Genomic DNA, 22,508 nt, shown 5'->3' with positions numbered 1-22,508 from the left:
CGAATGAACAAAAAGATTTTATTCATTCCATTGATTGCGTTCATGGTTCTAGCGGGAATCTTTGCAACGCAATTGGTGCGTAACCAGTCGGGCGATGACCCGACTAAACTTGAATCGGTATTGATCGGTAAGCCAGTACCTGAGTTTGATCTCGAAGACTTAGAGCAACCTGGCAAGTTACATGACCAAGCGATCTTTAAAGGTGAGCCGCTGCTTCTTAACGTGTGGGCGACTTGGTGTCCTACTTGTTATGCAGAGCACTCCTACCTGAACAAGCTGGCTGACAAGGGCGTTAAGATTATTGGTCTTAACTACAAAGATGATCGCAACAAAGCGGTTGGCTGGTTAAAAGAGCTAGGTAACCCGTATCTAATCAGTCTTTTTGATGGCAACGGCATGTTAGGTCTAGACCTTGGTGTGTATGGTGCTCCAGAAACTTTCCTAATCGACGCTAATGGTGTAGTTCGCTATCGCCATGTGGGCGATGTAAATCCAACGAACTGGGCATCAACGCTTGAGCCGATGTACAACGACCTGTTGGAGGAAGCGAAATGATCAAGAAGGCACTGATTACTCTATTCGCTACGTTTGCAATATCAGCTTCGGTTTCTGCCGCGCCAATCGAATTTCATGAATTTGATACTGTAGATCAAGAGCAACAGTTTAAAGAGCTGAGCAATACGCTGCGTTGTCCTAAGTGTCAGAACAACACGATTGGTGATTCGAACGCAGAACTTGCGGTCGACCTGCGCCAAAAAGTGTATGAGATGACCAAAGATGGTAAGTCGAAGCAAGACATCATTGATTATATGATTGCTCGCTACGGTAACTTCGTTACTTACAATCCGCCATTAACACTTGCGACGTCGATCCTTTGGGTCGGCCCATTTGCAGTGGTTGTGTTTGGATTTGGTTTGATCATTTTACGAAGCAGAAAGTCAAAATCGAAAGCAGCAACAGAGTCAGATCAAGACTGGGATGCAGATAAAGAAGCACGTTTAAAAGCGTTACTCGATGAAGAGAACGACGGAGATAAACAGTAATGACTCTATTTTGGATTTCTACCATTATCCTTTCGCTAGCAGCAATCTTTTTGATTGTTTTGCCTTTCATTAATAAAAAGGCAAACAATGACGATGTGCTTCGTGATGAGCTGAATAAAGCATTCTATAAAGACCGTCTCGATGAGCTAGAAGTAGAAGCTGAAGAAGGCCTTGTTGATAACCAACAGGAGCTGATCGCTGATCTGAAACAGTCTCTACTTGATGACGTTCCGGCTAAGCAAGAGATGAAGAAAACTCACATCTCAACAGTGGGTGTTGTTGTACCCTCTATCATTCTTGTTGTGGCCGTTACTTACGGTATGTACTTCAAGTTTGGTGCGCTAGACAAAGTTCAACATTGGCAAGAAGTGAGCTCTAATCTTCCTGAGTTGTCTAAAAAGCTAATGTCTTCAGAAGGCGGCACGTTAACGGACGACGAACTAGAAGATTTGACGTTAGCACTGCGTACGCGCTTGCACTACCAACCTAAAGATTCAACGGGTTGGCTGCTGCTAGGTCGAATTGCTCTGGCTAATCGTGATGCACAAACCGCGATTGATGCGATGGAACGTGCTTATAAGCTAGAGCCTAAGGACGAAGATGTTCAACTTGGCTTTGCACAAGCACTGATGTTATCGCCAGATGAGGCAGAGCAAAACCAAGCTCGTCTACTTCTAAGCCGTTTGGTTCAAAACGATTACGTAGACCTTCGTGTGTTCTCACTACTTGCTTTTGATGCATTTGAGCGTCAAGACTACCCAAGTGCGGTTAAGTACTGGAGCATCATGCAACAGATGATCGGCCCACAAGACAGCCGTTATGAAATGCTTTCTCGCAGCATCGAAAGTGCTCAGAAGAAAATGGGTGACGCGATGGGTGTTGATCAAGGCAAGAGTGTTGCAGTAACGCTTGATCTAGCTGCTGATGTGAATGCTGACCCCAATTCTGTGTTGGTAGTTTCGGTACACCGAGCAGATGGTTCACCAATGCCAGTTGCTGCGGCACGCTACCCATTGGGTTCTTTCCCTCGTACTGTTGTACTTGATGACGGTAATAGCATGATGCAAGGTCAACAGTTGTCTAGTCTTGAAACTCTGATGGTTAGAGCTAGGCTTGATACAGATGGTAACGTTTCAACTCGCGATGGTGATTGGTACGGTGAGAGTGAAGTGGTTGAATTGGGTGAACCTGTGACCATTAATATCAATAAGCAATATTAATCATCATTTTGCATAGGTGTTAGCTATTCCGATTTATAAACAAACGGTATAGACTTACGCAAACAATTGAGGCCAGCGATTGCTGGCCTTTTTTATTATTCCTTATGGAAAAGGTGATATGTCTATCAGTGTTTTAAGACTCTCGAGTTTACTCTTTATCGCAAGCTTAACGGTGGGCTGTTCTAGCGCGCCAGATGATAGCAATAATGATAATCTCGAAACCTCTGAATACGTCGAAGAATCCCACCCGAATGATCCTTTTGAAGGTTTCAACCGTGCGATGTGGGATATCAACTACGAGTATTTAGATCCTTATTTGGTTCGCCCTGTTTCTCTCGCTTATGTTGACTACACCCCTGTGCCAGTGCGTTCTGGTATCTCCAACTTTTTAGCCAACTTAGACGAACCATCAAGCATGGTGAATAACCTCATCATGGGTAATGGTGAGAAAGCGCTCGACCACTTTAACCGGTTTTGGATTAACTCGACTTTTGGTCTGTTAGGCTTAATCGATATTGCCAGTGAAGCAGGAATCACCAAATACGATGACAAGTCTTTCTCTGATGCAATTGGTCATTACGGAGTAGGGAATGGTCCGTACTTTATGGTGCCAGGTTATGGTCCTTTAACGACACGTGAAGTGACTGAAACCGTTGATGGTCTGTATGTGCCTCTGTCTTTCTTGAACTTCTGGGCAAGCTTGGGCAAATGGGCATTCGAAGGCATGGAAACACGTGCTCAGTTAGTGTCACAAGAAGCGCTGCTGGACGATTCTCCAGACCCATACGCGCTAACACGTGATGTCTACATCCAACGTCGTGACTTTAAAGCTGAGATTGAACCTGAAGAAGTTGATCTTGATGAAGAAGACTTCATTGATGGCTATTTAGAAGATTACTAAATAAAAGCCCCGGAATAACAGGTAAAAGAAAGGCTCGATGTTGAAACAACATCGAGCCTTTTTAATGCTTATGACTTTAAATTAAGTCAAACAGATTAGAAGCGGTAGTTAGCTTGGATACCAACTAGCCAGATGCTACCTGTCACTTCACCTTCGAAGCTTCCACCGAAGAAGTCAGCCCCAGGTGCTTGTGCTGAACCTAGATCTGACTCGCGCATTTTTGCGTCTTTCGCTAGGATGTAAGTGAAGCCAGCATCGAGTGTAAGTTGCTCAGACCATTGGTAACCAGCACCGATACTTAACCAGGTGCGGTCAGTCTCAGGAATAGTTGCCGTACGGTGCTTTTCGCTTACTGCAGATGTGTCGTATGCGATACCAGAACGTAGAGCAATCTTAGGTGTCATTTGGTAAGTGGTACCAAGTGCAAAGCGGTAGTTGTCTTCCCAGTTTTCTTGTTTGATCTCTACGCTGTTTTCACCAGGAAAATCTGCAACAAGCTCTTTAAAGCTGCTCCAGTTTGTCCAGTTAATGCTAGCGTGAACCGCAACTTTATCGGTAAGTTGGTGGAAGCTAGCAAGTTCAGCTGTTGCTGGAAGAGCAAGGTCCATTGAACCGTTCTTGTGAGCATTTGGGTTTGCTTTATTGAAGCCTAATCCTTTAGCATAGCCTTCTAAAGTCAGGTCCACTTCCGATTTGTAGGTAAAGCCTAGGCGGTTATTTTCATTGATCTGCCAAGCTGTACCAACTTGCCATCCCCATGCAGTATCGTCACCTTCCATGTACTTTAGAGTGGTACCAGCTAATGGAGATTGAGGGCTAGCAACAGCACCAAAGCTACCTTCAGCCATGATATAGCGAACACCACCACCAATAGATACGCTTTCAAGTACTTGGTAAGCTGCGTTTAGGTTCAGCTCCATCGTAGTAACACTTGCTTCGTTACCATGGTTAGCGCCACCAAAGTCTTTACCTAGATCTGTTTCCATGCCGTAGTTAGTACCAGCAGCAAAACCTAGTGCGAATTTGTCGTTGTACTTATGGGAAACGTAAAAGTTTGGGATAACTGCACTGTGCGCGAAATCGCTAGAGTTAGATGGGGATTTAGCACCTGTAAAAGCAGAAGTTGATGTACCGTCGATATCAATGTTTGGATCAACGTAGATACCACCAACTGAAACTTGAGTGCCTTCTAGGTAAGTCAGCATTGCAGGGTTACGCCATTGTGCGTCTGCACCGTCAGCCATTGCTGCTTCACCTGCGTATGCACGGCCTAGGCCTGTTGCTGAGTATTCCGCTAGTTGAAAGCCCGCTGCTTGAGTCACAGTAGAAGTTGAAAGTAGTCCAACTGCCACTGCAGTAGATAGAAGAGTCTTATTCATTTTCATTATTATGTTCGCTGAATCATAAGTATTTAGTGGCGTGATTCTACTTTTAGAGTCATTACTTTAAAAATGAAATTCGAATAAAATAGTGTTTTAGGGATTAAATGATCAAATGTGACTGATTATTAGGTAAATAGTCTGAATGTTTCGACTGTGTTGCGAAGTTTGAGCGTACACTTGTAGCTATATATGTGCCGTGCAGGCTACAGTTGTAAGCTTAAATGGATGTTGGTCAGTAGTTTAGGCAATAAAAAAGGGTCGCATAAAGCGACCCTTTGGGATTTATAACCTAGCTTATATTAGAAGCTGCGGCTGTATTGTAGACCTAGTAGGATTGCATCAGCGTGTGTCGTTGCTGTTAGTGGAGTGCCTGAAGAAGTTTCAGTAACTTTCACATCATCACCTAGTAGGTATGTAAAGCCAAAGTCTACGTTAGATGCTGTATCGATGTGGTAAGTAAAACCAGCAGACAACCATTGACGGTCAGAATCAGGTACAGAGATTGACGTTAGGTCATCTTGGGCGCTTGTGTCATACATGTAACCAGTACGCAGTGTCCAAGTGTCGTTTAGGTAGTAAGTACCACCGATAGCGTAGTGCCAGCCATCTTGCCATTGGTACTCTTTATTGTAAGCACCTTGGATAGCACCTTGAGACAAGTTATCGAATTCGATTTGGTCAAAGTCACCCCAGCCAATCCACTGTACAGAGTAGTGAACTGCAAATTTAGTGTCTTCAATTTTGTGGAAACCAGAGAATTCAGCCATGTCTGGTAAAGGAAGAGTGATTTTCTGACCTTTATCATCTTTAGCTGTGATTTCTGGGCTGTAACGGTAAGAAAGGCCAAAGCGGTTGTTCTCGTCTAACTCGTAAACTGTACCAACGTTAAAGCCTACCGCCCAACCATCGGCTTCATCTACGTTTAGTAAAGGAGTTCCTGATGGTGGGATACCTAGAGAAGGTGCTCCTGGACCAAAACCAGCACCAGCTGTACGCTTCATTGTGCCTTGGCCATAGATAAGATCTAAACCAGCACCAAAGCTCCACTGATTATTAAGTCGGTATGAACCAGCTAGACCAAAGTTAATGCTTTTAACATCGGTCAAACCACCGTATTCAGCAGCTGGGTAGCTGTCTTCAAACTCTGTTTTTGTACCGAAGTTTGAGTAAGCGTTAACACCCCAAGCAAATTTTTCATTTACTGGAACGATTAAGTGAATGTTCGGAGCGATTGAAGTATCACCTACATCATCAGTATCAGCAACAGGTACTGCACCACCCATATAATTAACATCTTTAACTTCAATCATTGAAGTGATGCTTTCAAAACCAAGAGATAGCTCAGTTTTGTCAAACAGTGCCATTGCAGCAGGGTTACGTGCCATTACTGACGCGTTATCTGCGATTACTGCATCACCAGCGAAAGCACGGCCGATACCGGTTGCTGATTGTGCGTTAAGTTGGAAACCTGCTGCCATCGCTTGCGAAGACGCCAGTGTAATTGTTACTGCTAAAAGAGACTTTTTAAACAGACGCGTGTTGTTGGTAGTCATTCATTTATTCCTTTATATATCCGCCTCTACAGGGCGATTAATTTGAGCAATTGCTCAATGGTGGCTGATCCTATTCGCAAGTATACGATATACAAATCCGACCATTGAAAAATTTGAGTGGAAAATTATGGAAATGACGCCTATCTGGCACGAAAATGGTGCGAAATGCTGTTTTTTAGAGTTTTAACTCTAGAGTTATTGGATTTGTGAATGGATTGGTGTTTTATTTATAAATAAAGCCCAGCAATATCAAGAGTATATTGCTGGGCCTTTTATTGAGGGGCTTTGAGAACTGATTAGCTCATCGGTTTGATCATTTTCGTCAGCTTTTCTGAGATTTTAGACACATCCTCGCCATTCTCACCGACGAGTATCAAACTGCTGTTATCAATCGGCATTACCGAACCTGACATCCCTTTTTCGTCAAAGTCGACCGGTTTGTCTGTCGGGATGCTAGTTAGAAATAGCGTAACTTTACCTTTTTCACCCTGGAATACCATGTGCACTGCGTTAGACTTCCCAAAACCACAATGGTTCAGGTAATAGACGTGGTATGGGAAAGCTTCATCAAACTGAAAAGCAAATGGGTTCATTTTTGCATTGATTTGCTGTGATGTAACTTGTTCATCGATGGTGCTCACAAAGCTCTTTTCATCGATAACATGTTTCATCGCCGTATCAACCAAGCTTGCTTGCGCTGGAGACACTAATGCATTTCCCCAGTTTACTTGGCCAACTAATAGACCAGCAACAAATGCTACGGAAGCGGCCATTGCCATTGCACGTCTAGCAAACGTAGGGCGTACTACTTTGCTCTCTTCGCTTGAGGTTTGATTGAACAGAATGCGATCGGCAAGATCGTCTGGCACGTCTACATTCATTGCAGAGTGGATCTGTTTATCAAGCGATAGTACGTCATCTAAAAAGTTACTGTTGGCTTCGCTATTTGCTGTTGCATCAACAATATCTTGTGTACGCTGTTTAGGTTCCGACAATACACGACGACGAAATTCTAAATCATCCATTATGTTGCCCCCTCTCTGCTTCTTCTGTATCCAGCATCTCTTTCAATTGATTTCGAGCTCTGAATAAACGTGTCATCACCGTGTTTTTGTTGAGATCGAGAATGTCCGCGATCTCGTCACCACTAAAACCACCAATCACTTGTAAGAAGAGAGGTTCACGGTAATCAATTTCAAGTTTCATGATCTGGACTTGCAACCATTGGTGTTGATGGTGCGGGTCATCACTGACACTAGCATCATTACCATGATCGTCGATATCAACCAGATCAAACTGTTTGCGTTCAAAACGTCGAGCATTCTCGCGGCGTAAGATAGTAATCAGCCAAGATTTTGCGGCTTTTTCATCTTGTAGGCTATCGAGTGATTTCCAAGCGCGAAGGCAAGTTTCTTGCACTAAATCTTCGGCAATGCTTTTGTCTTTGCATAACCAATAGGCGTAGCGAAAGAGGTCACGGTGATAGGCACGTACGAGTGCTTCGTATTTTCTTTGTTTGTCCATATCAGAGTTGACCGGACGCTTGGCTTTTTTCTTTCCAAACATTTTTATTATTGACACACGAGCCTCCATAATTGCTCTGCGTATAGCTGTCCTCTATACGTTGTGCTTCGTTTATAGTCTGTTTCGTCTTTAGAGCGAACGGCGGCTGGAATTCGTAAAATCACATTAAAATTGATCTACTTCAAAATCTAAGACCCTGAAAAAGTTATAGTACACCTTGTCGTCTAGTTAGTCATTCGTGGCTAGCATGTTGAGCAAGACGACACTTCCTTTTGAAGGCTGACTTTACTTTCTCCTAATCAGGAAACTGATTATTTTCAATTGGCGTCAAGTTAATTGCTTTATACACATTCCGACCACACAGCTTTGTGTGGTTTTTTTTTGCCTCGAGAAAACCAATCTCCTACACCGCCATAACAGTCTTTGCTTACAATAGTTTAGTCTCTTACGACAACCTTTCACCCAAAAAGGTTCGCCTGAATGTGCAGTTATATTTTCAAACAGTGAGATACTCGTATCACGTTTATTTAAACGCTCGTTTGATTTAATTAACAACTTCTTTACAATGCTTCAGGTCAGACCTCTTAACTTTAAGGAGAAACCATGGGCAAACAGGAAGTCAAAACGCGTTCTGGAGAACGTGTTGCCGTTGTCGCTGGATTACGAACCCCATTCGCTCGTCAGAGCACAGAATTTAGCCAAGTGCCTGCGGTCGACTTAGGCAAAATGGTTGTGAGTGAAATGCTCGCAAGAACTGATGTCGATCCTGCGCTAATCGAACAAGTCGTGTTCGGCCAAGTTGTTCAGATGCCAGAAGCACCAAACATCGCGCGTGAAATCGTGTTGGGTACCGGTATGGATATCAATACCGATGCTTACAGTGTGACTCGAGCGTGTGCGACCAGCTTTCAAGCAGCAGTCAACGTGACCGAAAGCATTATGGCTGGCACGATTGATGTCGGTATTGCTGGTGGTGCGGATTCTTCTTCTGTATTGCCTATTGGCGTTTCCAAAAAGCTAGCTGCAAATTTATTAGCACTGAGCAAAACCAAAACCATGGGCCAAAAACTGAAAATTCTCAAAACACTTTCAGTAAAAGATTTGATGCCAGTACCGCCTGCCGTTGCTGAATATTCGACCGGTTTATCCATGGGACAAACTGCTGAGCAGATGGCGAAGACACACGGTATTACTCGTGAAGCTCAAGATGCACTTGCTCACCGTTCTCACTCTTTGGCTTCTCAAGCATGGAAAGAAGGCAAGATTAAAGACGAAGTAATGACGGCATTTCCGGCACCGTACAAAAAGTACCTAGCGGAAGATAATAATATTCGTCATGACTCTACGGTCGAAGGTTACGCCAAGCTTCGTCCTGCTTTCGATAGAAAATACGGCAGTGTGACCGCTGCGAATGCAACGCCGCTGACTGATGGCGGTGCAGCTGTGATGTTGATGCGCGAAGGCAAAGCGAAAGAGCTAGGCTTAGAAGTACTGGGTTATATTCGTGGCTATGCGTTCTCAGCGATTGGTGTTGAAACGGATATGCTGATGGGACCAACGTACGCGACCTCGCAAGTATTGAAAAATACTGGCTTAGAGCTATCGGACCTTACGCTTATCGAGATGCATGAAGCATTTGCAGCTCAAGTTCTAGCGAATGTGAAAATGTTTGCTAGTGATGAGTTCGCACAGAAGAACCTTGGCCGTGATAAAGCGATCGGTGAGATTGATATGGATAAGTTCAACGTGTTGGGCAGTTCAATTGCTTACGGTCACCCGTTCGCAGCAACTGGTGCGCGTATGATGACTCAAACATTACGTGAATTAAAACGTCGCGGTGGCGGCTTAGCACTGAATACAGCATGTGCTGCTGGTGGTTTAGGTGCAGCAATGATCTTGGAGGTAGAATAATGTCTACGACTCTTGATGCAACAACAGAAAAAGAAGCAGTCACTAACGCGGAGTCAACTCCAGTGACTGAAGCACCGAAAAAGAAAGCGACCGCATTCTCTCTTAACATCGACGACCAAGACATTGCTTGGCTAGCGATTGATGTACCAGGCGAGAAAATGAACACGCTCCAAGCGGCTTTTGCTGAAGAGATGAAAGCAATCTTTGAGCAGTTAAAAGAGAAGCAAAGCCGCGTTAAAGGGCTAATTGTTCATTCTCTTAAGCCTGATAACTTTATTGCAGGTGCTGATGTTCGAATGCTTGACGCGTGTAAAACCGCTGATGAAGCACAATCTCTAGCACGTCAAGGTCAAGAGATGTTCCAAGCGTTATCTGATCTTCCTTACCCAGTTGTTGCTGCGATTCATGGTCCATGTCTTGGTGGCGGTTTAGAGCTCGCATTAGCGTGTGACTACCGTGTGTGTACCGATTCAGATAAGACGCGCCTTGGTCTACCTGAAGTTCAACTAGGTTTACTACCAGGTTCTGGTGGCACACAACGCCTGCCTCGTTTAATTGGTTTGCTACCGTCACTCGACCTCATTCTTACTGGTAAGCAGCTGCGTGCTAAAAAAGCGAAATCGCTTGGTGTTGTGGATGCTTGTGTCCCAGATACCATTTTGCTTGAAGTAGCGAAAAGCTATGTTGAAAAGAATACGGGTAGCAAAAAAGGTAAGCGCCTTGCTTCTAAAAGCCAAGCATCGACGAAAGAGAAGCTCATCTCTCGCAACAGCCTTGGTCGTAAAGTGATTTTTGAACAAGCTGCGAAGAAGACCAATCAGAAAACTCGTGGTAACTACCCAGCAGCTGACGCGATTCTCGATGTCATTCGTTATGGTCTAGAAAATGGCTTTGAAAAAGGTCTTCAGTACGAAGCGAAGCGTTTCTCTGAGTTAGTAATGACTTCTGAGTCAAAAGCACTTCGCTCTATCTTCTTTGCAACCACAGAAATGAAGAAAGAACACGGCGCAGATGCAGAACCAAAAGCGGTTAAGCGTGTTGGTGTGTTAGGCGGCGGACTTATGGGCGCAGGTATTAGCCATGTGAGTGTAGCTAAAGCAAAAGTACCGGTTCGTATTAAAGATGTATCAAATGATGGTGTCCTAAACGCGCTTAACTACAACTACAAGTTATTCGATAAGCAGCGCAAACGTCGTATTCTGAGCCGTGCAGGTCTTGAAAGTAAGATGCTTCAGCTTTCTGGTGGTATCGACTTTACAAGCTTCAACCACACAGACGTTGTGATCGAAGCGGTGTTTGAAGATCTTGACCTTAAGCAGTCAATGGTTGCAGACATTGAACAAAATGCGAAGCCAGAGACTATCTTCGCGACGAATACTTCATCACTGCCAATCCATAAGATTGCAGAGAAGGCGCAGCGTCCAGAAAACGTGGTCGGTCTTCACTACTTTAGCCCTGCAGAAAAAATGCCGCTAGTTGAGGTTATCCCTCATGAAACAACGTCAGAAGAGACTATCTCGACGGTAGTAGCATTAGCGAAGAAACAAGGCAAAACACCGATTGTTGTAAAAGACACGGCAGGTTTCTATGTGAACCGTATTCTTGCTCCATACATGAATGAAGCGGCACATCTGCTACTCGCGAATGAGCCGATTGAAAAACTGGATAGTGCTTTATTGGATTTCGGCTTCCCAGTTGGCCCAATTACCTTGCTAGATGAGGTGGGTGTGGATATCGGTGCTAAGATCATCCCGATCCTAGTCAATGAATTAGGTGACCGTTTCCAAGGCCCTGATGTGTTCGATATTCTTCTGAATGACAATCGCAAAGGTCGTAAGAGTGGTAAAGGCTTCTACACCTACAAAGGTAAGAAGAAGGAAGTCGATAAGTCAGTTTATAAGCTGCTTAAGTTACAACCTGAGCCTAAGCTAAGTGATAACGACATCGCAATGCGTTGCGTGTTACCTATGCTGAACGAAGCGGTTCGTTGTCTAGATGATGGCATTATCCGTAGTCCTCGTGATGGTGATATTGGTGCTATTTTCGGTATCGGTTTCCCTCCATTCCTGGGCGGTCCGTTCCGTTACATGGACCAAATTGGTATCAAGTCACTGGTTGAGATGATGAATGATTTTGCTGTGAAGTACGGTGACCGTTTCGCACCATGTGATGGCCTACTAACACGAGCTGGTTTGGATGAGTCTTTTTACAAGTAACTCTCTAATTCATTGATTAAGAAGCCCGCATCAAGCGATTGATGCGGGCTTTATTTTTATGCAGACAGATTAGAGGTATGAGACTCCCGACTCGGTCGCTCTTCCCTCTCGGGAATGACGGAGAGTGATGTGTTGTGTCAGGTAGTGTTGGTCGGTGTGGGAGATTCTCGATTCAGTTGTTTCTCCTTCTTGGGAACTAGAAATGAGAGGTTGAGAGTAAGCTATTGGTGTTCATTGGATAAACGTGCCTCAATCAAAACTAACGTCATCTCCTAAAGCGACGAAGGAGCGTAATAGGAGATCTGCTTTTGACTTTGCCCAATAAAAAAGGTTGATGCCTTCACACCAACCTTTTAATTTTCTAATACGCTTATTAGCCAAGCTCGGTATCTTTCGGGCGCAACTGGAACTCATCAATAGAACCAATCTCGACACCTGCAGATAGCTTATCTTCCTCGCTATGAGCGTTGCCGTGAGCGTGCATAATCAGTCGGTTAGCAGTACGTGGCTTAAGCTGACTAACCACAAAACGCATCATGTCTGAACGAGTGAGCCCTTTGAGCTCTTCTAGTACTCGCTCTCTCTGATTGAACTCCAAGTCCTTATTGCCTATCGCGACCCATAAGCGCTGAGCACGTCCTCGCAAAGTAGTATCTGGTGTTGATATTTGATTCCAAAGACCTCGTTTACTGCTGTGCCATTGGTAATCGTTCAGCTCCAACAACACCATGTAAAAGGCGTTGAGAAACTCATCGATTGAGACCAGTAAATCAGCTGGTGCAGCATTCGGCGATTGCACATAAAGCACAATGCCAGGGTGTCGATTCAGAGGCATGTTACCAGTGCCGACCATATAGCCCAGTTGTTGCTTGGTGCGTATCTCATGGAAGAACGTCGCCGACATCAAATGGTTGGCTAACGAATACAGTGCGATATTCTTAGGTGAAATATCAGGGCATTGATAGTAAACCACTATTGCCGAATCATCTTGATTACATACCACTTCACGCTGGAAGCTACCGTTTTCACCCAACATGATTAGCGGGCGCAGTGACTCTTCATAAGCTTGGTCTTTAACTCGTAGGGCATCCTTGAGTGTTTCAGCCATCTTGTGTGCATCAGCTTGTCGCCAGTCGCCATACACAAACATTTCAACATGAAGCTCGGCTAAAATAGATTGAACAAATGAAGAGAGTTCATCGACTTCAATCGTTTCTAGCGCTTCAATGAGCACCGCATATGGTGGGTTGTTGGGCTGTAAAATACCCGTCATTGCGTTAAACAGTTGCGAAATTGGACGATCTTGCGACGCGTTATTCCAGTTTCTGAGAAGTTGATGCTTAATGGTTTCAAAGCGTGTTGGACTAAAGTCGCGTGCCTGAAAGCGCTCTAGGATCATATTGAGCAGTTGTGGCTGTTTTTCGCTGAATCCAGAGAGAGTCAGTGTCACGCCACCTTGATGGGTGTACATGTTGTAACCCATGCCCGCGATTTCAGCCTGATAGGTCTCTTTTTCAAGAGAATCTAAGAACATCTCGACACATAAGCGTGTTTTTACGATGTTTCTTGGGCTAGCTACCGAGTGTGGGCTATCGATGGCGATATACACCACACCCTTAGGAACTCTAAACTGGTGATCCTGCAGATGCCATAACTTAAAACCATCTAGCTCTTGCAATAGCTGTGGATATTCAGCGTCACCTTCAAGTTCTGCGGGGTCTAAGTCGTAGCAAATAAACGGGTTTTTACCGGGTAGCTCAAACTGCCAACCGGGATTAATACAGGTGAAGCGTTGAACTTGCTCAGACGTAAAAGGAGTAACCGAGTAGGGCGTAAAGTACCATTTTGCCTCTCTGTCATACTCAAAGCCTTTGGCAATAATGGTGGCACGCATATTGTCGACGGTTAAGTAAGGAAGCAGTGAACGTTGCAGATCTTCGTCGAAATGCGACATTTTATAGTCGCCATACACCACATCTTGCTCTTGATAGTGCTGCATGTTGATAACCAAATGGCTGACGACATCAAGCGGTCTTGCGGGCTCTTGAAAACGGAAAGCGGATTCTAAAACGGCACGTTTTTCAAGGTAACGCCACTCTTCAATCCCTTGTTGTTCAATCAACTTGATATATTGAAATACCGCTTGGATGATGTGGTCTGTTTTGGCTAGGCCTTCGATAGTTAGTGAGCAACTCACCGTGAAATCGCGGTAGTTACTGCCGCTTGCGCCACCGCCAGCAGAGAGTGATGTTATCCAGCCTTTCTCTTTGAGCTGCATCATCAAACTTCCTTCTCCTTCGTAACCTAATAGGTGTGCGAAGAATGACAGCGGTTTGACACCGTAGTGTTCATCCATGCTCGGCATAGGAAAGGTTAAGGTAAGTTTGCGGACATCCTTAATCGGTTCTACATGTACCTGAACTCCAGTACTCAATTCGCCAACAATGGGCACCTCGACCTTTTTGCCCTGAAGGTTGTGATTGGGGATTGAGCTGAAGCGCTCCTCAACCCAGCTTTGCATCTCATCTAATGATTGATTGCCGGACAGTGTCAGGGTCATTAGGTCGGCGGAGTACTGTTGCTGATGGAATGTGAGAATTTCTTCGCGAATAGTAACGCCATTTCTGTCACCTAACGTATCGATATTACCGACAGAAAACTTCGAGAATGGGTGGTTGTGATTAACCAACTCTTTGGTAACTTGGTATAGGCGTCGCGCATCATCGTTGAGTTTCATCTTGTACTCAGAATCAACGGCTTGGCGCTCTTTATCTAGTGCTTCTTCGTTAAATAGAGGGGCGGTAAAGAACTGGCTAAAGCGATCTAGAGCGGACTCGAAGGCATTCAATTCGACGTCAAAAAAGAAGCAGGTGTGCTCTGTTCCGGTCCAAGCATTGTTACTGCCACCATGTTGGCTGATAAAACTCTGAAACTCTCCGACCTTTGGATACTTTTCAGTTCCTAGAAATAGCATATGCTCTAGGTAATGCGCTAAACCTTCTCGGTCGGCAGGATCATCAAAGTGCCCGACATTAACGGCGAGTGCAGCTGCAGCTTTTTGAGCACAATGGTCTTGAACCAAAAGTACTCGCAATCCGTTACGTAAGGTGAGGTAACGGTATTGATGTTCATCGTTGGGGCTTAAATGCACTGGAGCATCTCCAAAGAAGGTGGTTTTTAAATTATGTACCCGATGGTTCGGCGTGCAAACCTCGTGATCATATTTTGGGATATGAAGTGCTTTTTTGGCGACTTCAACATCACTTTTATCGATTTTTATCAGTGATTTATTTTCTTTTAACAAGATTGTTAAGAAAGTCGAACTCTTTAGCAAGTGACTTGATATAATTATTTATATAGACTGCGGCTCCCTCTGGATTGAGGGCCAAACGCTAAGTAGCGTATCGCTGATATGGGATATATCGACTTTCGAAATGTTACGTAGACAGGACAGAACATGAAAATATTCATAATGCGTCACGGTGAAGCAGAGCATTTTGCTAACTCGGATGCAGAACGAGCGTTAACTAAGCGCGGTAAAATGGCTTCTCTTGCGGTGGCTCAAGCTGCAAATGAGCAGGGCATTAGCCAGTTTGATAAAGTGCTTGTGAGCCCATACTTGAGGGCGCAAGAAACGTGGTTAGAGATATCTCAGGCGTTTTCTGGAAAGAAAGTGGAAACCTGTGATGACATCACGCCTTATGGAATGTCTGACGATGTGTTTGATTTGACCGTGGCAATGGCTGAAGTAGAAAAACTAGAGACCATTTTATTTGTTTCTCATTTACCTCTAGTGGGCTACTTAACTGCTGAATTCGCAACCGGTATGGCGCCACCGATGTTCCCAACATCAGGTTTAGCGTGTATTGAATTCGATCTTGAGACACAAAAAGGCGAGCTGCTTTGGAACATCAACCCATAACTTAGGGTTTGATAGGACATAGTGCGACAGCTAGAATAGAAAAGGGCACCTCAGTAATTGAGGTGCCCTTTATTATTTGCTGTGATGTGATCACGACTCGTTCTATTTCTCTGGAATAGAGAGCAACACTAACAGTGCACCATTGCCGCCAAACTCGAGAGGCGCTTGGTGAAAAGCCATCACATCTGGATGCTGAGCCAACCACAAAGGCACTTTCTCTTTTAAGATGTGCTTACCGATGCCGTGCTGAACACAGGCACACGCGACACCTTCTTTGACACAGTGTGCGATCATGGCACCAAGCTCGCGTTTGGCTTCTTGTTGAGTCATGCCATGCATGTCTAGATAGACATCTGGAACATAGACACCACGACGAAGTCGTTTCACTTCATACTTGGAGACATCGTCCCGCGCATAGCGTGTTGGACCCTCTTCGCTAAGGTGCGGAATGAACTCATCTGAGAAATAAAACTCGCTGTCACTGGCTTGTCTTGCCGTTCGAGTAATTTCTTTTTGTTTGGCATTTCTTTTTGGCTGCTGGATTATGGTATCCTGTTGCAACTTTTTAACGCCCTTTACTGCATCGCTGAACAGGGCGAAATCGCCATCGAAATCGGTGTCTTTTTTGCTCATCAGGTTATGAATTCTAATTTGAAACGTAATTAGCAGTATTGTAGCGCTTTTCGGAGACAATTTTGGATAAGATTTTTGTAGAAGAAGCGGTATCAGAACTACACACGCTTCAAGATGTGATTCGTTGGACTGTTAGCCGCTTCAATGCAGCGGGCCTATTTTATGGTCACGGCACTGATAATGCGTGGGATGAGGCGGTACAACTTATTTTACCAACTCTTTATCTGCCGATTGATGTTCCTTCACATGTATTGAACTCTCGTCTAACGAGCAGCGAGCGTCTACGCATTGTTGAGCGTGTAATCAAGCGTATCAATGATCGTACACCAACGGCTTACCTAACGAACAAAGCTTGGTTCTGTGGTCTTGAGTTCTTCGTTGATGAGCGTGTTCTTGTGCCTCGTTCTCCAATTGGTGAGCTTATTGAAGCTCAATTCCAACCTTGGTTAACTGAAGAGCCGACTCGCATCATGGACCTTTGTACGGGCAGTGGCTGTATTGCTATCGCTTGTGCACACGCATTCCCTGAAGCAGAAGTTGACGCAATTGACATCTCTACTGATGCATTGCAAGTTGCAGAGCAGAACGTTCAAGATCACGGCATGGAGCAACAAGTGTTCCCAATCCGTTCTGATCTGTTCCGTGATCTGCCAAAAGAGAAATACAACCTGATCGTATCTAACCCACCATACGTGGATGAGGAAGATATGAACAGCCTGCCAGATGAGTTCACTCACGAGCCAGAACTTGGTCTAGCTGCGGGTACTGACGGCCTGAAACTGGTTCGCCGTATCCTAGCTAACGCGCCAGACTACCTAACTGATGACGGTATTCTTATCTGTGAAGTAGGTAACTCAATGGTTCATATGATGGATCAGTACCCAGAGATTCCATTCACTTGGATTGAATTCTCTAATGGTGGTCACGGTGTATTCATGATCACTCGAGAGCAGCTTGTTGCTTGCGCTGATGAGTTCTCTATCTACAAAGACTAGTTGGTAACTATTAAGCGAATGATCCGGTCATAGGGCTGTAAGCTTAGAACCTGAAATCTAGTAAGACGTTCGATTTGAAACGTTTTGTTTAAACGCCATGCATTGCTGCATGGCGTTTTTTATTGCCTAGATTAAAGATGTTTGTATTCATATCGAAGACGTTAAGTGCAATATTTAGTTGATTAATATGAGGGCTTATTACATATTGGTGTTTAATATTTAGTCGTTTTAGTGAGTTAAGGAGAATTCACGATGAGCTTTGATACATGGATCTACTATCTGTTAGCCGTGCTGATTTTGACGGCATCCCCAGGCCCAAGTTCTTTATTGTGCATGACCAAAGGTGTGCAATCGGGCTTCAAATTATCGATATTTACTGCTTTAGGTAGCCTAACGGCGATTACCGGAATTCTCACGCTATCGTTTACGGGACTCGGAGTCATTATTGCCTCTTCTGAAGTGGTATTTAATGTCATTAAATGGACGGGGGCGGCTTATCTTATCTTCCTCGGATGGAAATCGTTGCGCTCGAGTCAGCAAGATTATGACCAACTACCGAGTCAGCAATCAGACTCTAAAGTCGTTAAAGAGAGTATCGTTTCTCACTACGTAAGTGGCTTTATCGTCGGTGCCAGTAATCCTAAAGCGATTCTGTTTTTTACCGCACTTTTCCCGCAGTTTATTGACCCATCACTCGCGCTATTACCGCAGTTTGCTGTGTTTGCTTTAACCTTTGCTGTGATGGAGTTGTCTTGGTTATTGGTCTACGCGTATTTAGGCGCAAAGTCGTCGAACTGGTTGTTCGCGAAAGGCCGAGCTAAGGTTTTCAATCGTGTGACAGGGGGCGTGTTTATTGGAGCTGGAGCGCTGCTTTCAACGACAAGTCGAGCTTAACTCTATGATTTATCAAAGGGGTGAATAGTTGCAGAAACTTCTTGGTGCTGTCATAAAAGGTTAACATTAATATGCTTGCTGCTTTTAACAAAAAGCCGATATATTGTAGTTACACCATCACGTTCTCAAGGAGAGGCATATGCAGCATCAAGAAATGATTCAACACAGTAACTTTGGCGTTATCAGCCGTACTTGGATTTTCTCTACCCTTTCTCTAGTGGGTATTCTTGCTCTAATGTAGTCAGCTAAATGGCTCTATATTTCCAGTTTTCATTATGAACATACTTGTAAAAAAGTTTTCAAAGTTAGAACTCTTCCTCCTATAAATGTGGCTTTTCTCACCAGCTTAGCCACTTAACCTTTTCCTAAACGCGTCCTTCTTCTTAGTAAAAATTACATTTCATAGGGCAACAAAGCCAACTTTCGCACAAAGCTAATCGTGTAACCTGATCTGAAGTTGTTACTAAACTGTGATAATCTTAAATTATCTTTTATTTACAGTGTATCTCTCATGTCTGTCTGGGATTCTATTTCATTTAACAATCGATTTACTGCATTACCTCGACTGTTCTATACCCCAATCCAACCAACTCCGTTAAGCAATGTCCAATGGCTCGCCTGGAATCAAAGCCTTGCGACTGAACTCGGCTTTCCGTCATTTGAGAGCGCTTCAGAAGAATTGCTAGATACCTTGTCTGGCAATGTGGAACCAAAGCAATTTTCTCCATTAGCGATGAAATACGCAGGCCATCAGTTTGGTGCTTATAACCCTGATTTGGGCGACGGAAGAGGATTGTTGTTAGCTCAAGTTGTCGCTAAAAGTGGCGAAACGTTCGACTTACACCTAAAAGGTGCGGGGAAAACACCGTATTCGCGCATGGGTGACGGGCGCGCGGTTATCCGTTCGACTGTGCGCGAGTATTTGTGCAGTGAAGCTATGGCGGGGCTCAATATCCCAACGACTCGTGCATTGGCAATGATGACCAGTGACACGCCGGTTTACCGAGAGAAGCAAGAATGGGGTGCACTACTGGTGCGTGCTTCTGAATCACATATCCGTTTTGGTCATTTTGAGCACTTGTTTTACACAAATCAGTTGGTTGAACATAAGTTGTTGGCCGACAAAATCATCGAGTGGCACTTCCCTGAGTGCTTAGATGAAGAAAAGCCATACGCTGCTATGTTTAATCAAATTGTTGACCGCACCGCAGAGATGATTGCGTTGTGGCAAGCAAATGGCTTTGCTCACGGGGTGATGAACACGGATAACATGTCGATCATTGGACAAACCTTCGATTACGGTCCATTTGCATTCCTAGATGAATATGACCCGAGATTGATTTGCAATCACTCCGACTATCAAGGGCGTTATGCGTTCAATCAGCAACCAAGAATCGGGATGTGGAATTTATCGGCATTGGCACACTCGTTGTCACCGCTGGTGGAAAGGGCTGATTTAGAGGCGGCATTGGAACAATACGAGCCACAAATGAACGGTTATTTCAGCCAACTGATGCGCCGAAAGCTTGGTCTGCTTTCCAAGCAAGAAGGCGACAGCCGCTTGTTTGAGTCTATGTTCGAATTGATGTCGCAAAACAAAGTCGATTACCCAAGGTTCTTTAGAACTCTGTCGAACCTAGACACTTTGCCTGCTCAGGAAGTCATTGACTTGGTCATCGATCGTGATGCAGCGAAGCTATGGTTGGATAACTACTTGCAACGTTGTGAACTTGAGGAGAGTTCAGCTACAGAGCGCTGCGAAAAGATGAGGCAGGTAAATCCTAAATACATTCTTAGAAACTATTTGGCTCAACTTGCGATTGAAAAGGCCGAACGTGGTGATAGCAGCGATGTTGATGCTCTGATGGTAGTACTCGCAGACCCATATGCGGAGCACCCTGATTACGAATACTTAGCTGCTTTACCACCGGAATGGGGTAAAGGGATGGAGATTAGCTGCTCGTCTTAAATCGGCTTATCAGTATAAAACCAACAGATAGCGGTCGCTTAGTTGTGATCTCTATCTGTTTGTTCTTCTAATTTTACAAACATATCAATAATCAAATACTCGACCTGCCTATACACTATGTGAATAAGTTGTAAATTTTATAGGTTTGGGCGATGCCAACAAATACTCGAATTCTCGTGGTGGATGATGATCAAGAAATCCGCGAGTTGCTGGAAGAGTACCTTACAAAATCGGGTTTCGATGTCTCTTCGGTTGGAGATGGGGTTGAACTAGAAACTCACCTACAGAGCCAAGGTTACCCTGACCTGATCCTTCTTGACGTGATGCTTCCCGGTGATGATGGTTTTACCCTGTGTCAGCGCGTCCGTAGAAACTCCAATGTGCCCATCATTATGCTGACTGCAGTGTCCGATGAAACCGATCAGATCATTGGCTTGGAAATTGGTGCCGATGACTATATCGCTAAGCCGTTTAGTCCCCGCCAATTAATGGCACGAATCAAAGCCTTGTTACGACGTGTTCAAGTGGTCGATGACAAGCCGAGTGATGCATTGCCTAAACAGATCATCTTTGGTGATTGGACGCTCGATACCCTTGCACACCGAATCTCTCACAATGACAGCGCCGAAGAGATGGATTTGTCGGGCAGTGATTTTTCACTGTTAATGCTGTTCCTAACGCGCCCAAACGAAGTACTAGACCGAGATACTATTTCTTTTGCGACCAGAGGACGTGAAGCACTGCCTTTTGAGCGTGGTATTGATGTTCAGTTAAGCCGTTTGAGAAGCAGGTTAGGAGATAGCGCTAAATACCCGCACTACATCAAAACCATGCGTGGTAACGGCTATATCTTGGCTGTACCTGTGCATTATGAGCACTGAGTAAGAAGTCCGTATGAAGTGGTTGAGAAGTTTAAAGCCAAACTCGTTAGTTGCTAGAACCTTGCTTTTGACCTTGCTAGCCGTCGTCATCGCTCAGGGTATTGCAACCTCGATTTGGTATGGCGAATCCAAACAAAAAGAACTAGAGGGTATTCGCTCCGCTTCATCGAGCATGGCGAACATGTTTGCCTCAACAGTGACTTTCTTCCAGTCTCTGCCCGTCAAATATCGCCATATCGTGTTAGACCAAATTCGAAACATGGGTGGTACACGTTTCTTCGTCTCTTTCAATAAAGAGGCTTTGATTGTTGAACCGATCCCTGATACCCGCTTAAAAACCGCATCGATAGAAGCCATAGAAAGCGTGTTGAGTAACAAGCTTAATAAAGTGGAATCGGTACGCGTTGATTTCTCTCGGCCAGAGCATCTTCGTTTGCTTAAAAATGACATCTACTTGAGCGATCTCCCGCGATCGTGGGCGCATCATACCTTAACCTTAGAGCCTCTTAATCCGCCGATTTTGGTTGTTCAGATTGAGTTAGCCAGCCATGAGTGGGTTTACATTGCAGCACTGTTACCTGCACCCTATGTAAAACTTGATGACACCATTCTCGGTCGTGAGCAGGTGATCTTCTTACTCTCTTCAACGTTGATTCTGCTGGTGTTGACCTACTTAATGATTCGCCGCCAAGTGCGCCCGCTTAAAAAGCTCGCGAGGGCCGCAAATGAGATGAGTATGGATATTCAGCAGCCGCCACTTAACGAGGAGGGGGCGACTGAGCTAGTCACCGCGACTCGAGCATTTAATCGCATGCAGCAGCGCATTCGTCGCTATGTGGCCGATAGAGAACACCTTTTCTCTGCTATTTCTCATGATTTAAAAACACCGATCACTCGGCTTAGGCTAAGAGCTGAATTGTTGGAAAGCGAAGTTAAGAAAGAGAAGTTCAACAAGGATTTAGATGAGCTAGAGATGATGGTCAAAGGTGCTCTGCAAGCAGTAAGAGACACAGACCTTCACGAAAACAACGCCATTATCGACCTTAATGACATGGTTGCTTCGGTTATTGAATCGCATAACCAGCATCAAACTTTAGTAGAGTTTGAACCTATTGTGGTTGAGCCTCTAGTCGCTAAGCCATTAGCGATTAAACGTGTTTTGACTAACCTTATCGACAATGCGGTGAAATACGGAACATCCGCTAAAGTTGATATCAATAGCGACTCTGTGTGGGTTATCGTAACGATTCAGGACTACGGAAAAGGAATCCCAGAAGACAAACTTGAACTGGTGTTTGAACCTTACTTTAGGCTTGCGACTGACGACCAAGGACACGGTTTAGGGCTGGGAATCTGTCGAAATATCCTACACGGACACGGCGGAGATCTCATTATTCGTAACTCCCCTCAAGGCGGCTTAGAAGCCAAAGTCTATATCCCACGCGGTCTAGAAGTTTAATGTAA

At 44.6% G+C, this 22,508-nt stretch carries 18 protein-coding genes; 12 read left to right on the top strand and 6 right to left on the bottom strand.

The window, feature by feature from the left end; all coding sequences use genetic code 11:
* Positions 1-3: 3 nt before the first annotated feature.
* The 4 genes from F0228_RS19625 to F0228_RS19610 all read left to right on the top strand — a co-directional run bounded on the left by F0228_RS19625 (position 4) and on the right by F0228_RS19610 (position 3,164).
* Positions 4-555 (top strand): DsbE family thiol:disulfide interchange protein, encoded by a 552-nt coding sequence (locus tag F0228_RS19625; RefSeq protein ID WP_008218327.1) that lies wholly within the window; start codon positions 4-6, stop codon positions 553-555.
* Positions 552-1,043: a cytochrome c-type biogenesis protein gene (locus F0228_RS19620; RefSeq protein ID WP_171762674.1), complete on the top strand. Its 492-nt coding sequence runs from the start codon at positions 552-554 to the stop codon at positions 1,041-1,043. Before F0228_RS19625 ends, F0228_RS19620 begins: the two co-directional genes overlap by 4 nt.
* Positions 1,043-2,263 carry a c-type cytochrome biogenesis protein CcmI gene (ccmI, locus tag F0228_RS19615; RefSeq protein ID WP_105059173.1) on the top strand — a complete coding sequence of 407 codons (1,221 nt, stop codon included), beginning with the start codon at positions 1,043-1,045 and terminating at the stop codon, positions 2,261-2,263. The genes F0228_RS19620 and ccmI overlap by 1 nt, the downstream gene beginning before the upstream one ends.
* Positions 2,264-2,381: 118 nt before the next feature.
* The gene (locus F0228_RS19610) at positions 2,382-3,164 is read left to right on the top strand and encodes a VacJ family lipoprotein (RefSeq protein ID WP_171762673.1); all 783 of its coding nucleotides are present in this window, start codon (positions 2,382-2,384) and stop codon (positions 3,162-3,164) included.
* A gap of 95 nt (positions 3,165-3,259) precedes the next feature.
* Here the strand turns inward: F0228_RS19610 and F0228_RS19605 are convergent, their stop codons facing one another.
* From F0228_RS19605 to F0228_RS19590, 4 genes are all read right to left on the bottom strand, one after another.
* Positions 3,260-4,549, bottom strand: a complete 1,290-nt coding sequence (locus F0228_RS19605) for an outer membrane protein transport protein (RefSeq protein ID WP_171762672.1) — start codon at positions 4,547-4,549, stop codon at positions 3,260-3,262.
* Between the two features lie 296 nt (positions 4,550-4,845).
* Complete coding sequence (locus F0228_RS19600) at positions 4,846-6,099, bottom strand: outer membrane protein transport protein (RefSeq protein WP_105059176.1); 1,254 nt, start codon at positions 6,097-6,099, stop codon at positions 4,846-4,848.
* Positions 6,100-6,395: 296 nt separating this feature from the next.
* Positions 6,396-7,124 (bottom strand): DUF3379 domain-containing protein, encoded by a 729-nt coding sequence (locus F0228_RS19595; protein ID WP_061033678.1) that lies wholly within the window; start codon positions 7,122-7,124, stop codon positions 6,396-6,398.
* Positions 7,117-7,665, bottom strand: a complete 549-nt coding sequence (locus tag F0228_RS19590; RefSeq protein ID WP_004739895.1) for a sigma-70 family RNA polymerase sigma factor — start codon at positions 7,663-7,665, stop codon at positions 7,117-7,119. The genes F0228_RS19595 and F0228_RS19590 overlap by 8 nt, the downstream gene beginning before the upstream one ends.
* 561 nt (positions 7,666-8,226) lie before the next feature.
* Between F0228_RS19590 and fadI the strand changes: the two genes are divergently transcribed.
* Positions 8,227-9,534, top strand: a complete 1,308-nt coding sequence (gene fadI, locus F0228_RS19585) for an acetyl-CoA C-acyltransferase FadI (protein ID WP_019824831.1) — start codon at positions 8,227-8,229, stop codon at positions 9,532-9,534.
* Entirely contained in the window at positions 9,534-11,750 is a 2,217-nt protein-coding gene (fadJ, locus tag F0228_RS19580) for a fatty acid oxidation complex subunit alpha FadJ (RefSeq protein ID WP_171750951.1), read from the top strand. The genes fadI and fadJ overlap by 1 nt, the downstream gene beginning before the upstream one ends.
* Before the next feature lie 373 nt (positions 11,751-12,123).
* Here fadJ and F0228_RS19575 read toward each other — a convergent pair whose 3' ends face one another.
* Entirely contained in the window at positions 12,124-14,901 is a 2,778-nt protein-coding gene (locus F0228_RS19575; protein WP_171762671.1) for an insulinase family protein, read from the bottom strand.
* Between the two features lie 306 nt (positions 14,902-15,207).
* Here F0228_RS19575 and sixA point away from each other — a divergent pair, with 306 nt between their 5' ends.
* Positions 15,208-15,672 (top strand): phosphohistidine phosphatase SixA, encoded by a 465-nt coding sequence (sixA, locus tag F0228_RS19570; RefSeq protein ID WP_004739901.1) that lies wholly within the window; start codon positions 15,208-15,210, stop codon positions 15,670-15,672.
* Positions 15,673-15,774: 102 nt separating this feature from the next.
* Here the strand turns inward: sixA and smrB are convergent, their stop codons facing one another.
* Positions 15,775-16,305 carry an endonuclease SmrB gene (gene smrB / locus F0228_RS19565; protein WP_171762670.1) on the bottom strand — a complete coding sequence of 177 codons (531 nt, stop codon included), beginning with the start codon at positions 16,303-16,305 and terminating at the stop codon, positions 15,775-15,777.
* A gap of 62 nt (positions 16,306-16,367) precedes the next feature.
* Between smrB and prmB the strand changes: the two genes are divergently transcribed.
* The 5 genes from prmB to F0228_RS19540 all read left to right on the top strand — a co-directional run bounded on the left by prmB (position 16,368) and on the right by F0228_RS19540 (position 22,503).
* On the top strand, positions 16,368-17,300 hold the full coding sequence (gene prmB / locus F0228_RS19560; RefSeq protein ID WP_008218350.1) for a 50S ribosomal protein L3 N(5)-glutamine methyltransferase: 933 nt from the start codon (positions 16,368-16,370) through the stop codon (positions 17,298-17,300).
* Positions 17,301-17,552: 252 nt separating this feature from the next.
* Positions 17,553-18,194, top strand: coding sequence for a LysE family translocator (locus tag F0228_RS19555; protein ID WP_061033673.1), 642 nt, complete (start codon positions 17,553-17,555; stop codon positions 18,192-18,194).
* A gap of 511 nt (positions 18,195-18,705) precedes the next feature.
* Positions 18,706-20,163: a YdiU family protein gene (locus F0228_RS19550; RefSeq protein WP_171762669.1), complete on the top strand. Its 1,458-nt coding sequence runs from the start codon at positions 18,706-18,708 to the stop codon at positions 20,161-20,163.
* A gap of 152 nt (positions 20,164-20,315) precedes the next feature.
* Complete coding sequence (locus tag F0228_RS19545; protein WP_171762668.1) at positions 20,316-21,044, top strand: response regulator; 729 nt, start codon at positions 20,316-20,318, stop codon at positions 21,042-21,044.
* A 13-nt stretch (positions 21,045-21,057) separates the two neighbouring features.
* A complete protein-coding gene (locus F0228_RS19540) occupies positions 21,058-22,503 on the top strand; it encodes an ATP-binding protein (protein ID WP_171762667.1) in 1,446 nt (481 codons plus the stop codon).
* The last annotated feature ends 5 nt before the right edge of the window (positions 22,504-22,508 follow it).

This window comes from Vibrio sp. 99K-1, assembly GCF_013114585.1.
GTDB lineage: Bacteria > Pseudomonadota > Gammaproteobacteria > Enterobacterales > Vibrionaceae > Vibrio > Vibrio chagasii_B.
The sequence above is the reverse complement of the archived record's forward strand: the minus strand, read 5'-3'. Positions and strand labels throughout refer to the sequence as shown.

Coding starts and splice junctions, on each gene's coding strand:
- F0228_RS19625 (WP_008218327.1), top strand. CDS start 4: ATGAACAAAAAGATTTTATTCATTCCATTGATTGCGTTCATGGTTCTA.
- F0228_RS19620 (WP_171762674.1), top strand. CDS start 552: ATGATCAAGAAGGCACTGATTACTCTATTCGCTACGTTTGCAATATCA.
- ccmI (WP_105059173.1), top strand. CDS start 1,043: ATGACTCTATTTTGGATTTCTACCATTATCCTTTCGCTAGCAGCAATC.
- F0228_RS19610 (WP_171762673.1), top strand. CDS start 2,382: ATGTCTATCAGTGTTTTAAGACTCTCGAGTTTACTCTTTATCGCAAGC.
- F0228_RS19605 (WP_171762672.1), bottom strand. CDS start 4,549: ATGAAAATGAATAAGACTCTTCTATCTACTGCAGTGGCAGTTGGACTA.
- F0228_RS19600 (WP_105059176.1), bottom strand. CDS start 6,099: ATGACTACCAACAACACGCGTCTGTTTAAAAAGTCTCTTTTAGCAGTA.
- F0228_RS19595 (WP_061033678.1), bottom strand. CDS start 7,124: ATGGATGATTTAGAATTTCGTCGTCGTGTATTGTCGGAACCTAAACAG.
- F0228_RS19590 (WP_004739895.1), bottom strand. CDS start 7,665: ATGTTTGGAAAGAAAAAAGCCAAGCGTCCGGTCAACTCTGATATGGAC.
- fadI (WP_019824831.1), top strand. CDS start 8,227: ATGGGCAAACAGGAAGTCAAAACGCGTTCTGGAGAACGTGTTGCCGTT.
- fadJ (WP_171750951.1), top strand. CDS start 9,534: ATGTCTACGACTCTTGATGCAACAACAGAAAAAGAAGCAGTCACTAAC.
- sixA (WP_004739901.1), top strand. CDS start 15,208: ATGAAAATATTCATAATGCGTCACGGTGAAGCAGAGCATTTTGCTAAC.
- smrB (WP_171762670.1), bottom strand. CDS start 16,305: ATGAGCAAAAAAGACACCGATTTCGATGGCGATTTCGCCCTGTTCAGC.
- F0228_RS19555 (WP_061033673.1), top strand. CDS start 17,553: ATGAGCTTTGATACATGGATCTACTATCTGTTAGCCGTGCTGATTTTG.
- F0228_RS19550 (WP_171762669.1), top strand. CDS start 18,706: ATGTCTGTCTGGGATTCTATTTCATTTAACAATCGATTTACTGCATTA.
- F0228_RS19545 (WP_171762668.1), top strand. CDS start 20,316: ATGCCAACAAATACTCGAATTCTCGTGGTGGATGATGATCAAGAAATC.
- F0228_RS19540 (WP_171762667.1), top strand. CDS start 21,058: ATGAAGTGGTTGAGAAGTTTAAAGCCAAACTCGTTAGTTGCTAGAACC.